This window comes from Trinickia sp. Z7 (genome assembly GCF_056498045.1).
Map to the genome: position 1 here is coordinate 1 of NZ_JAUEQW010000001.1, position 12,097 is coordinate 12,097.

Consider the following 12,097-nt stretch of genomic DNA (forward strand, 5'->3'; position numbering starts at 1 on the left):
GATGATCCTGCGCAAGCTGCGGCTTTTTTACGCCCTGATTCTCGTCGCTTTGCTTGGCTTCGAAACCGCTACGCCGTCGGCAGCGTGAACTCATTTGCCGAGCAAAATGAATTGTTCAGGGCCGACTACTGACGGTGATCTCTCACCTGAATTTGCACGTCGAATTCGAATTCGTGAACTTGTTCGTCGGAGAAAATCGCACGCCGGCCTATCTCGCGCTCAGTCCTAGCGGCACGATTCCGGCCTTCGTCGACGGCGACATCGCGTTGTTCGAAGCCTCGGCCATCATGATCTACCTGGCGGAGCGGGCTGGCTCGACGCTTTGGCCGGCGGGCGCTGCGCGTTTCGAGGTGCTCAAGTGGATGTTCTGGGCCGCCGAGCATTTCCGGCGCGGGCCGGCGGTGCTCATCGACGAGCGCTTTATTCATCGGCTCAAGGGGCAACCGGAGAGCCCGGCATTGGTTGCCGATGCGTTGAAATCGATTCATCGCTATGCGGCCGTGCTGGACAGGCATTTACGCGATCGCGCGTTCGTGGCCGGCGACACGCCGACGCTGGCCGACATCGATCTCGCCTCGCCCTTCAGCCACGTGCCGCGCACGCGTGCGCCGTTCGATGCATACCCCAACCTGTGTGCTTGGCACGCGAGATTGGCCGATGCGATACCGGCCTGGCGCGCAACCGGAGACGAATTGGAGCGGCGGATCGCCGAGATCGAAGCATCGTTCGCATGCGGCGACGCCTCACGCTTTGGCTTACCTGCCGCCGCCCTCACACCCGGTTGAGCTGGGGCAGTGCACGGGTCACGCGCTTTCGCGATACTCGTTGAAGCCGGCTCCCGAGTTTCGCAGCGCATCGAGTTCGATGCCGAAATGCTCGCGCAGCGCATTCGAACCGGCCGGCGTAATCGTGACCGCGCGCGTTTCCTGTCCGCGCTTGAGCCATGCCCAAGCGCAGAAAGCGTTCATCAGATGCGCGCCGAGCGGCCCGGCGATATGGTATTGCCGTTCCGTCCAATCGAGGCAACGGTGGGCGTGGCCGGTTTGGTTCGGGAACGGGCCGCCGACGTCCAGCCCGAGCCGCTGCAGCAGCGCATGTCCCACCGGCGTGAGTTCGTATTCGTAGTCGCTGCGCTCGGCGAGATACCCGCGGCCGATCATCGCTTGAGTGACGGCCACGCCGACCTGGCCCGCCAGATGGTCGTAGCAGCAGCGCGCAAAGCGCAGTTCGCGGGCGCAGCGATTGGGCGTCGAACGCCATTCGGGCGTGACCGGGCCGACCGAGGCCAGGCTTTCGAGCACGCGCGGCACATGCGGGCCTGCCAAGCTGTAATAGCGGTGTCGCCCCTTGCTCTCGACACGCAGCAAGCCGCCATCCAGCAGCTTCGATAAGTGGGAACTCGCCGTTTGCGCGGTCACGCCGGCTGCATCGGCGAGCGCACCCGCGGACCGGGCGAAGCCGTCCGCGAGCGTAATGAGGATGATCGCGCGCACCGGTTCAGCGATCAAATGCGCGACGGTGGAAATATTGTGCTGACTCACTGTTGCCCTCAGGTTCAAACAATCTATTTATCTTTTTTTCGTAGATTTTTTAAACATAGCGAAATGCTTCGATACGCTTCGAAGCATTCTCGATGAGTACGCGATTATAGTCAACAGACCATTCCGAACCGGACTCATTGCCGTGAATGAAACGAACGAATATAAGAAAAGCGTGATATTGGCGACGAGTTTGAGCTACGTCGTAGTAATTCTCGATACGACGATCGTCAATATCGCGCTCGCGAAAATCGCCGCCTCGCTGGGAGCGGACGTAGCCGGGTTGCAGTGGGTCGTCAATGCCTACACGCTGACTTTCGCAAGCCTATTGCTGACGGGCGGGCTGCTGGGCGACCGGCTCGGGGCCCGCAACGTCTACTTGACGGGCCTCATCGTCTTCGCGGCGGCGTCCGCGCTGTGCGGATTCGCACCGAGTTTGCCGGTCCTCGTGCTCGCGCGCGTCATGCAGGGCGTGGGCGCCGCGTTGCTCGTGCCCTGTTCGCTGACGCTGATCAGTGCGGCCTATACCGACGCGCAGCAGCGTGGGAGAGCCATCAGCGTCTGGGCCGGGTGCGGCGGCATTGCGATGGCCGCCGGCCCGCTCGTGGGTGGCTTGCTCGTTCACTGGCTCGGATGGCGCAGCATTTTCGTCGTCAACGTGCCGATCGCAGCGTGCGGCGCCGTGCTTACGCTGCGCATTCCGGCCACGCGCCGCGCTCGCGTCGAACACATGGACTTCGCCGGGCAAGCAGCGGCCATCGTCGCGCTTGCATGTTCGGTGGCGGTGTTGATCGAGGGCGCTAAGATAGGGTGGCGCTCCGCGCCCATCGTGGCCGGCATCGTCGCGGCCGTTGCGGGCTGGATCGGATTCGTCTTGATCGAGCGTAGGCGCGCGCGTCCGATGTTGCCACTCGCGCTCTTTCGGCATCCCGTGTTCTCGGCCTCCGTGTTCGTTTCGCTGATCTCGGCGCTCGTCTTTTACGGCCTGCTGTTTTTACTGAGCTTGTACTTTCAGGAAGGTCGCGGCTGGCAATCGTTGCAGACCGGTCTGGCGTTTCTGCCGTTGACGGTGATGGTGACGGCGGGCAGCTTTTCGGCCGGCCGGCTCGGCGCGGCGTACGGCACCGGTCGCGTGGTGATCGGCGGCTTCTTGCTCTATGCGATCGGGTTCGCGGGGTTGCTCGCGCTCGCGCACGATGCGCCGTATTGGCGTATCGCCTTGTGCTTCCCGGCCGTCGGTTTCGGCTCCGGGGTCATCACGCCGGCCGCCACGGCGACGCTGCTCGGCGCCGTCGACAAGACGCGCGCCGGCGTCGCCGCCGGCGTGCTCAACGCGAGCCGGCAGACCGGTTCCGCATTCGGCGTCGCAATCTTCGGCTTGCTGCTCGGCGCAGCGCAGCCGACCGGCTCTGGCCTGCTTGCCGCCGTGAGCCTCGCCATTGCGCTGTCGCTGCTGGCGGCCTTCTCTTGGCGCATCACGCTGTTGCTTGCCGCGCGGGCGCCGGGCGCCGTCGCCTGATTCCCGCTGCGCTTCATCGCGTCCGGGCGCGCCGCGCTCGGACATTTGCATGCCCGCTGTTTCTCTGTCGCTTCGCCCATACGAGGACTTGAAATGCGCTATTCATCAACCGACGGCCCGGTCGACCTGGTGGGAATCGGGATCGGGCCGGCCAACTTGAGCCTTGCCGCATTGCTCAAGCGCCACCCCCGCGTGCGCGCCCGCTTCTTCGAGCGCCGTGCGCAATTTCAATGGCACGCTGGCTTAATGCTGCCCAACGCGTCGTTGCAGGTCCCGTTTCTGAAGGACTTGGTCAGTCTCGTCGATCCGACGAGCGAACTGTCGTCTCTGCAATTCTTGGCGACGCATAAGCGCCTGCTGTGCTTTATCAATGCAAATTTCCCACAAGTGCTCAGGCGGGAATTCAATCAATACTACCGGTGGGCGTGCGAACAATTGGACAGCCTCGAGTTCGGCCGCGAAGTCGAGGCGGTCGAACTCGACGGCGAGACCTTGACCGTACGCGGCAACGGCTGGAGCCAGCCGACCCGCAGCATCGTCCTCGGCACCGGGCTGCAAGCGGCCGTCCCCGACTGCGCGAAGCCATGGCTTGGCGCCACCTTGCTACACGCGTCGCAGTACTTGATCAATAACAATCCGGTGGAAGGCAAGCGCGTCGTCGTGATCGGCGGGATGCCGTCCCCGTCGGCAGCCGCGTGTCCTTCTTCGACCATACCCCCGATGGAAATCCGTTGTTTGGGCCTGACCCGCGCGTGCAGGGCCTATTCGTGGCGGCGGGCCTGTCTGGACATGGCTTCAAGTTCGCCCCGCTGTTCGGTCGTGCGGTCGCTAGCTGGGTCGCGACGGGTACCGTGTGCCGGCGGATGTCCGCGTTCGACGTGGCGCGTGTGTTGGCGTGACGGCTGCGATCAATTTTGATCGAGATGCGCGGCGCAGCGGGCAACGATAGGTGGAGAATCACTGCCGCCATGATGAACCGTTCGGCGAATCGTGAACGGGCCTATGCCATTAATGCCGATGGCGGTGATGGATATCCGGGAAATGCGCATGCGAGTGCGTAATAGGCAAATGCACGTGCGGATGCGTATGCGGTTCGTCGCCCTCGTACGGAAAGGCGTGCGTGTGTTGATGATGCGCGTCGTGGCGGTGCCGGTGCGTGTGCTCGAGCCGGTCGTGCGTATGGGCGTGCTCATGGCGCTCGCGCACATGCAGCCATACTCCGAACGCCATCAATGCCGCGGCGACCCAAAACGTCACCGAAGGCAGTTCGGGCCACAGGACGAGCGACAGGCCGACGCCGAATAGCGGCGCAACGGAAAAGTAGGCGCCGGTGCGCGCGGTCCCTAGATGCCGCAGCGCGATCACGAAAAGAACAAGGCTGATGCCGTAGCCCGCGAGGCCGGTGAGCATGGCGCCGCCCACCGCGCCGATCGGGGGGAAGGTCGCCCCGATCGCAAAGGCGATCGCGAGGTTGACGGGACCGGCAATCAAACCCTTCAGGCAGGCGATCACCATTGCATCGTTGGCGGACACCTTGCGCGTCAGGTTGTTGTCGATCGCCCAGCACAGGCATGCGCCAAAGATCATCAGTGCGCCGACGGGAATGGCCATCTGACCGGGGTGCCACGATAGCAGCACGCCGCCCGCGACTATGGCAAGCATGCCGAGAAATATCTGGCTGTCCACGTTCTCGCGAAAGACGACCCAAGCGATCACCGCGGTCATCACGCTTTCCAGATTCAGCAGCAGCGCGCTAGTGGCTGCAGGTGTGCTCGTCAGGCCGAGCATGAGCAAGGCCGGCCCGGTGACGCCCCCGGCAAGGATCGCGCCGAGCAGCCACGGCCATTCGGCTTTTTGAATGCGATGTTCGTTCGAGGGCTGTGCGCGGGTGCGCTGCAGTCGCCGCGCAACGATCCCGAGGCCCAATCCGAGCCCGCTGCCCAGATAAAAGAGTCCGGCCACGAGAAAAGGCGACATCGAGCCCAACAGCGCTTTGGCAAGCGGCGTGGCCGCGCCGAACAAGGCGGCTGCGGTTAGGGCGGTAAGTATCGCGGTGGGGCGTGAATTCATGGGGTGGGGTGGGGTGGGGTGGGGCGCGGCGAGCGAGCAGCAAGCGACCGAGCGGTGAGCAATGCGCCAATGATCGCATAGCCGCTCATGCCTGCGGCGGCTCATGAAACAACGGCCGGCGATGACTCGGTTCGCAAACATGGGGTTGCGCTTCGCATTGCAACCGGCTGTTCGCGGCATCGGTTGATACATTCGGGTGCGACCTATCGGTCACTGGGGGTACACATGGCATCGCTCGTTCATCGCTTGCTCCGCGCTTCGGCTTCCCTCCGCTTGCGCCATCTCTTCAGCGCTGTCCTCCTGATATTCGCGTGCACCGCAGCAAGCGCATCGCGTGCGGCAGAGCAAAGCGATGATTCGCGAAATCCTGCCCTGGTAGTAAGGATTACTAAAGGATTGATCAAGGGTATTGAAATGAGCGGCGTCCGCGAATTCCTCGGCATCCCGTATGCCGCGCCGCCGGTCGGCCCGCTTCGCTGGCGCCCTCCACAGGAGGCCGCACCGTGGCAGGGAGTGCGGCCAGCCACCCAATTCGGCAATCGGTGTCCGCAGAATGCTCCCGGCGTGTTCGGTTCGCCGAGCACGACGGAAGATTGTCTTTATCTGAACGTGTTCGCCCCGCTCACAGGACATCGTGCTGCATTCCCGCGCCGGCCCGTGATGGTTTGGTTTCCCGGAGGAGGCCTCTTTAGCGGGGAGGGTAGCGATTACGATGGCAGTAAGCTGGTGAAGGACGGCGATACAGTCGTCGTTACGCTCAACTATCGGATCGGCGCATTGGGTTTTTTTTCCCACCCGTCGCTGAAAGCCGAAGGGCATGCTGTTTCGAACTACGGAATCATGGACGAGCAGGCCGCGCTTCGATGGGTGCGCGACAATATCGCCTCGTTCGGTGGCGATCCGGATAACGTGACCATCTTCGGTCAGTCGGCCGGGGCGACGGGCGTGCTCGCGAATCTCGTATCACCCGCATCCGCCGGGCTTTTTCATCGCGCAATCAATCAGAGCGGGACGCGCTACACACCGGTGCCGGCTACTATCGCCGTGACCGAGGCGGAAGAGTTCGCGCAGGCGGCCGGTTGTCCGGATCAGGCCGCGGCATGCCTGCGTTCGCTGTCGGTTGAACAGATCCTAGCAAACCAAGGCGCGCTCATTGCGACGCAGAAAGCCAGCTTTCCGACGATCGATGGGACGATCATCACGGGAGATCCGCTCGCGCTGATCGAGCGCGGCCAATTCAACCGAGTGCCCGTCATGACCGGTCTCGTAGCGGACGAACAGGCGTATTTCCTTCCTGAGGTTACGGGAGGCCCAATTCTCACAGCTAGCAGCTATGAGGCGTTTCTCGATTCCTTTGGCGCCCGGTACGCGGGCGCGCTCGCGGCCTCGTATCCGCTACGAAGCTACGCGAGTCCCAGCCTCGCGGAGATCGCCGCGGCACAGGGGATGAAGGTCTGCGTTGCCCGCGCACTCGACAGCCGGCTCGCGCGCCAGGTGCCGACCTACACATATCAATTCAACGACGAAGCGGCGCCCTCGTATCTGCCGCCGCTGAGCTATCCACCTCGCGCCTACCACACGGCGGAACTGCAATATCTGTTTCCGCTATTTCACGGCGGCCAGGGCACGCCGCACGCGCTCGATCAGCCGCAGTCGCAACTTTCCGACGCAATGGTTCGCATGTGGACGCGCTTTGCCAGAACCGGCAGACCCGGTACGAGCGCGTCGTTCGGCCCCCAGGCCTGGCCGCGCTACGACACCGCGCGCGATAACGTCCAAATTCTCGATATCCATGGCATCAGGACGGCCTACCATTACGGCGTCCAATACGACTGCGCTCTCTGGGACCCGATTCTCGGTTACTAACGCGGTGTAAGGAGTTTCGCACTGGCCAGCGTGGGGCCAAAATCGCCATAGAACGCGCGGATGATGGTCGAGGATCTCACCTCGCGCCGAGCGGCAACTGATGATTGCTGCGCCGACATCGCTTGCGCGATACCAGCCCGGCTGCACCTCGACACCGATAGCGGCTCACCCGCCGCTCCACTTGATGCCGACTGAGCTCGATCCGATCGGCCGAACGCCGCGGCATCAACCGCGCTTCGGCGACCGCTTCGGTCACTTTGGGCCGATCCAGTTCGTGCATGCTCATGCCGATCATCCCGCCATTGGCATTGGCGTTCTTGGCCACGATGGGCTCCCGGCAACGCGCTACGAGGGCGCCATGGCATGCGCCGATCAACCGCAGACTACGACATTGCCGAAGAGCCACGACATTGCCTACGCCAATGCGACCAAGGTCGCATGCTCGGGATGTCCGATCCACACTACGACGGCCGAGTAGTTGTCGGCGCGCGGCGCGATCCTCGCATGACGCGCCGCCTCATGCTCGAGCAGTCGAGCCCAGTCTTCGGCGGAATGCACGATACGCAGCGTGCGTTCGAGCGTGCGCTCCGAGACCAGTTGCCAAAAACCGTCCGTGCAGAGGATGAACGCGTCGCCATCGACGAGCGGTAGGATACCGCTGTCGCTTGTCGAGAGCGGGCCATGCATGCCGAGCGCTCGATGCAGCAGGCTCGGGTTCACGCCATCGACGGCGAATCCGGCGTCGCGCATTTGCTGCGCCACGCTGTGATCGGACGTGCGCTGCGCAAGCGCGCCATGCCTGAACCTGTACAGCCGGCTATCGCCGACATGCAGCCATTGCGCGCGCGCATGAAGTCGATCGATGAACAACGCGACGACGGTCGTGCTCATGTTCGCGTGCGACGGATCGCGCCGCTGCCCGGCGGCGATGGCTTCGCTCGCGGCTTGCACGCATGCGTGCGCCGTTTCTCGTGAGAAGGTATCGGCCTCGCTCCAATGCGCGATGATCGCCGCTACCGCTCGCTCGGCGGCGACATCGCCGCCAGGCATGCCGCCGATGCCGTCACTGACGACGAAGCAAGCCCGTTCGGCGTCGATTCGATATCCGACGACGTCTTGGTTGCTTTGTCTTGCGCCTGCGCACGAGAAGTGCGCGCAGGACACATGCATGCTCAACTGGCGCGGGCGTTTTCACGCCGCGCGTGATAGTTCTTCACTTCCTCGTCGTAGGCGTTCAAGAAGGCCTTGCCGAACACGGCGCCGAAATCGTCTTCCACCGCGAGGGTCATCTCGCGGTGCAGGCGCGTGTAATTGCGCCATAGCGAGGCCGCGCGCAGGACCGGCAGCGCGCGTTCGAGCCGGTTCGGCGCTCCCGCGCGCTGGGCCATCCGCTCAGGGGAAGCTCGGCCCAACAGATCGATGAGTGCCGCTCGCATGCCGGCCACGATCGCGATCTGATGTGCATGCAAGTCGTGGAAAGCGTCCTCTACGGCGCTGGCGGGCGTCATGAATCCTGGGAACGGCAAACCGAACATTTGCTTGAGCGCCGCGCTGCCGTCCGGGAGCAATTTGAGCGGATTGTTCTCGCGATCGAGCAGAATCGTCATATCGGCCTTGACCTCTCGCTTCAGAATGCTGCGCGAGGAAAGGAGTTCCACGGTGCCGTTAGCGAACAGCGACAGCAGTTGGCCCGCCGTTTTCAATTGATCCGTCGACCAATCGCAAGCGACTCTATCGAGCCCAGCACCGTGCAGGAACGCGGCAAGCAGTGCATCGGCTTCGCGCCCGGTTGCTTGAGCTTGCGGCATCGAGGCGTCCGGCGCGGCTACATGCCTTGCATGCGCTGCGTCAGCGCCTTTGCCGTCTGCAGCATGAGCGCAGGGCTGCGTCTGAGCCACGGGCGCGGGGGGTGCCGGCACTTGCGTGGGGGCGTCGAATTGGCCCGGTTCCGGCCCTCGAGCGGGCGTCAGATCGGCACGGTCAGGCGTATGGGCATCCTGCGCTGTCGCCGGCGTGAACAACGCGAGCGGATCGGTGGGGATCGTGCGCGGCGCATCCTCGTTCGCCGCACGAGCGCGCGACGCGCGGGCCGCAGGGTCCTTCTCCCGATGGGGCGAATCCCAATCGGCTCTCAACACGTACGGCCCGATACGGATTGCATCTCCGGGACGAACGACATGCTCTTGTGCGCAATCGAGCGAAACGTCGTTGATCTGCACGAGGGCGACGCTGCTCAGATTCTTCAGTTGGCAATGCGTGCCATCAGTTTGAAGCAGGGCTTGCAAGCGCGATATGCGGCGCGTCTCGTCAGGAAGCACCAGCTGATTGTCGGCGTTGCGGCCGATCGTGCCGCCCGGCGGCAGAAACTCGACGGAAGTCTTCGATTCGGCGGGTTTGCCGGCGTATTCGATGACGGTCAGTTGCATAAGTCGTCCCAAGAACGAAAGGTTCGGGGTGAGGGCGGCCGTTACGTCAGGAGCCTATGCGCTGGCGCGCGGCTTCGAATGCCGGCCCCCAAATCGGGTGTCCCTTTTCGGCATTCGATAGGTCGAATTTCGGATCGAGACGAAGGGCCTTCTCGAACTCCGAGCGACACATCGAGACACGTCCGGTAACGCAGTAGCTGAATGCCAGCAGCTTGTGCGCCGCGACTTGTGTTCGACGGTCCGAGTCCGTCACCGCATCGCTGTTGCGCAAGAGCCGGATCGTGCGCGAGTAGTCGCCCGACGCGAACGAGGCCTGCGCAGCCTGCAGTGTTTCGTCTGCGGCTCGCTGGGTAGGCGACGCACTCGAGCATGCGGCAATTCCGACGAGAAGGCATGCAACGCATATCAGCGCGGAGAGACGCCGCTCATTCACTACGAAATTCTCGTTATGCAGCATGGCGATATTAATCTTTACCTACCAATTTTGGTTGGTCGTATTTGAGGAAAGTTGCATATCTTCGAGTGTTGCTTCGGTTGATGCGAAATTTCAACTGAACTATAGTCTATTCACTTTTTGATCGAGGAAGAAATCAAACGCCGAACGAATTATGTAAGGGGCGGATCACGCTATTTTAGGTAAATACTGAATATGTCGGCGCACGAATGCCTGAAACAGGACATCGTCTCCGTCTGGGGCGCGTTCGTGTTCGCGCAGGGTATGTTGGATCTTCTCACCGCGATCGCAGCCGCGAATCGAAATGACTCAATTATTTGCTTGGAACGGCAAATGCAGGGATTTTGCTCTTTCTTTATTTGCCGTCGTATTGCTTCTATTGAACGGATGCGCCGAAACCGAAAAATCTATTCCGGTTCCATATTCAGTGACGTTCGAAGCGGCCAGCGATGTAAATGTCGATAGCCAGAGAAGACCTTCGCCCGTGGCGTTGCAGTTATTCCGGCTCAGGTCCGGCGATGCATTCGAGCGCGCTGGCTTTTTCTCGTTGCAAAACAAGCCGGCGGATGCGCTCGGCGGCGACCTCGTCGGCGCCGACAGGTTGATTCTGCGCCCCGGCGAATCGCGCACGCTCCGCTATACGGGAGACGAATCGGTGCGCGAGCTGGGGGTGGTCGCCGGTTTCCGCAACCTGGAACAGATGCGTTGGAAGGCGGTCATAGCGCTGCCGTCGCCGCGGCAAACGAACCTCTGGAAGTTTTGGCAACTGCCTCCACGCGAGATGCACTTCGTCGTTCTCCTGCGCAAGGATGGCGTCGACACGCAAACCGGGAATCGATAGATGCTGATGAGCCGAATCGCGAATTCTAGTCTTCTTGCCACCGCGGGAGATCGCGTCGTGTGGTCGGAGGGCATGTTCCTGCGCCCGCAGCACTTTCAGCAGTTGGAGCGTTTCTTCGAGCGTTATGTTCATCTCCGATGCGCACAGGGCCAGCCGTTCTATTGGGGGTTCTCCGCCCTCGAGATCGATCCCGAGGCACTGGCGCACGGCAAGGTCGTGCTCGAAAAAGCCGTCGGGGTCATGCCTGACGGCACGCCGTTCGAGTTTGCTCGCGCAGGCGAGGCGCCCGAACCGCTGGACGTCGGTGCGCAGGCCAAGGGCGCGACGGTCGTGCTCGCGGTGCCGCTTGCACGCGGCGATGGCGTGCAAATCGCGTTCGATGGCGATGGCGCGCACGCCGGAGCCCGCTTCGTGGCACACGAGCGCGAGCTTGCCGATATCAACGAGATCGCCCTCGAACCGGCGCTCGTTCAACTCGGGCGTTTGCAATTGCACTTGATGCTCGATTCCGACTTGGGCCCCAATTGGCACGCGCTCGGCGTACTTCGCGTCATCGAGCGTCGATCCGACCGCCAGCTCGTCGTGGACGACGGCTACATTCCACCGATGCTCGACGCTCATGCGGACGCGGTGCTGAGCGGCTACATACGAGAGTTGCATCGGCTTCTGTTGGCGCGCAGCGAGGCGCTTTCGAGCCGGCTCGCGGCCCCGGGCCGAACGGGCATATCGGAAGTCGCCGATTTTCTCCTGCTGCAGCTCGTCAATCGAGCGCTCGCTTTCGGCGCTCATGCCGAGAGCATGCCCCGCGTGCATCCCGAGCGGTTGTTTAGCGAATGGCTCGAACTTGCCTACGAATTTGCGACCTTCACGAGCGACACGCATCGGCCGCCGGCGTTGCCCGCGTATGAGCACGACGATTTGCGCAAATGTTTCGGCGAACTATTTGCGCAATTGAGGCGATCCCTGGCGACTGTATTGGAGCAACACGCGGTGCAGATCCCGTTGGAGGATCAAGGCAACCGCGTCAGCGTCGCTGTGATCGCCGATGACGACTTGCGCGAGCACGCCGGGTTCGTCCTGGCGGTGCATGCCGATCTGCGCGCCGAAGAGATCCGCCTGCGCGTACCCGCTCAAATCAAACTGGGGCCGGTCGAGCGAATCCGCGATCTCGTCCACTTGCAATTGCCGGGCATCGCGGTGCAGCCGTTGCCGGTGGCGCCGCGCGAGATTCCCTATCACGCGGGCCACGTTTATTTCGAGGTCGACAAGGGCGGCGACCTATGGCGGCAGCTCGAACGATCCGGCGCTTTGGCATTGCATTTGGCGGGCGAATTCCCCGGTCTTGCGATGGAATTTTGGGCCATAAGGGCGTAAGGCAGGCTC

The 12,097-nt window shown here is 62.8% G+C and carries 12 protein-coding genes; 6 read left to right on the top strand and 6 right to left on the bottom strand.

Features of this window, described 5'->3' with window-relative positions:
* Positions 1-134 precede the first annotated feature (134 nt).
* Positions 135-785 carry a glutathione S-transferase family protein gene (locus QQS38_RS00005; protein ID WP_479643333.1) on the top strand — a complete coding sequence of 217 codons (651 nt, stop codon included), beginning with the start codon at positions 135-137 and terminating at the stop codon, positions 783-785.
* Positions 786-803: 18 nt separating this feature from the next.
* Here the strand turns inward: QQS38_RS00005 and QQS38_RS00010 are convergent, their stop codons facing one another.
* The gene (locus QQS38_RS00010) at positions 804-1,541 is read right to left on the bottom strand and encodes an ArsR/SmtB family transcription factor (RefSeq protein ID WP_479643334.1); all 738 of its coding nucleotides are present in this window, start codon (positions 1,539-1,541) and stop codon (positions 804-806) included.
* Positions 1,542-1,683: 142 nt separating this feature from the next.
* On the opposite strand from QQS38_RS00010, the gene QQS38_RS00015 reads away from it, so the two are divergent.
* Positions 1,684-3,057 (top strand): MFS transporter, encoded by a 1,374-nt coding sequence (locus tag QQS38_RS00015; RefSeq protein WP_479643335.1) that lies wholly within the window; start codon positions 1,684-1,686, stop codon positions 3,055-3,057.
* Positions 3,058-3,150: 93 nt separating this feature from the next.
* Positions 3,151-3,975, top strand: a complete 825-nt coding sequence (locus QQS38_RS00020; protein ID WP_479643336.1) for a SidA/IucD/PvdA family monooxygenase — start codon at positions 3,151-3,153, stop codon at positions 3,973-3,975.
* 90 nt (positions 3,976-4,065) lie between these two features.
* Here the strand turns inward: QQS38_RS00020 and QQS38_RS00025 are convergent, their stop codons facing one another.
* Positions 4,066-5,127: a DMT family transporter gene (locus QQS38_RS00025; RefSeq protein WP_479643337.1), complete on the bottom strand. Its 1,062-nt coding sequence runs from the start codon at positions 5,125-5,127 to the stop codon at positions 4,066-4,068.
* Positions 5,128-5,352: 225 nt separating this feature from the next.
* Here QQS38_RS00025 and QQS38_RS00030 point away from each other — a divergent pair, with 225 nt between their 5' ends.
* On the top strand, positions 5,353-6,993 hold the full coding sequence (locus QQS38_RS00030) for a carboxylesterase/lipase family protein (protein ID WP_479643338.1): 1,641 nt from the start codon (positions 5,353-5,355) through the stop codon (positions 6,991-6,993).
* Positions 6,994-7,069: 76 nt separating this feature from the next.
* On the opposite strand, the gene QQS38_RS00035 is transcribed toward QQS38_RS00030, so the two are convergent.
* The 4 genes from QQS38_RS00035 to QQS38_RS00050 form a co-directional block, all read right to left on the bottom strand.
* Complete coding sequence (locus QQS38_RS00035; protein WP_479643339.1) at positions 7,070-7,318, bottom strand: hypothetical protein; 249 nt, start codon at positions 7,316-7,318, stop codon at positions 7,070-7,072.
* A gap of 89 nt (positions 7,319-7,407) precedes the next feature.
* On the bottom strand, positions 7,408-8,163 hold the full coding sequence (locus QQS38_RS00040; RefSeq protein WP_479643340.1) for a PP2C family protein-serine/threonine phosphatase: 756 nt from the start codon (positions 8,161-8,163) through the stop codon (positions 7,408-7,410).
* 2 nt (positions 8,164-8,165) lie between these two features.
* A complete protein-coding gene (tagH, locus tag QQS38_RS00045; RefSeq protein ID WP_479643341.1) occupies positions 8,166-9,419 on the bottom strand; it encodes a type VI secretion system-associated FHA domain protein TagH in 1,254 nt (417 codons plus the stop codon).
* Positions 9,420-9,465: 46 nt separating this feature from the next.
* Entirely contained in the window at positions 9,466-9,852 is a 387-nt protein-coding gene (locus QQS38_RS00050; RefSeq protein ID WP_479643342.1) for a TssQ family T6SS-associated lipoprotein, read from the bottom strand.
* 325 nt (positions 9,853-10,177) lie between these two features.
* On the opposite strand from QQS38_RS00050, the gene tssJ reads away from it, so the two are divergent.
* Positions 10,178-10,714: a type VI secretion system lipoprotein TssJ gene (gene tssJ, locus QQS38_RS00055; protein ID WP_479643343.1), complete on the top strand. Its 537-nt coding sequence runs from the start codon at positions 10,178-10,180 to the stop codon at positions 10,712-10,714.
* 3 nt (positions 10,715-10,717) lie between these two features.
* Positions 10,718-12,088: a type VI secretion system baseplate subunit TssK gene (gene tssK / locus QQS38_RS00060; RefSeq protein WP_479644060.1), complete on the top strand. Its 1,371-nt coding sequence runs from the start codon at positions 10,718-10,720 to the stop codon at positions 12,086-12,088.
* Positions 12,089-12,097 lie beyond the last annotated feature (9 nt).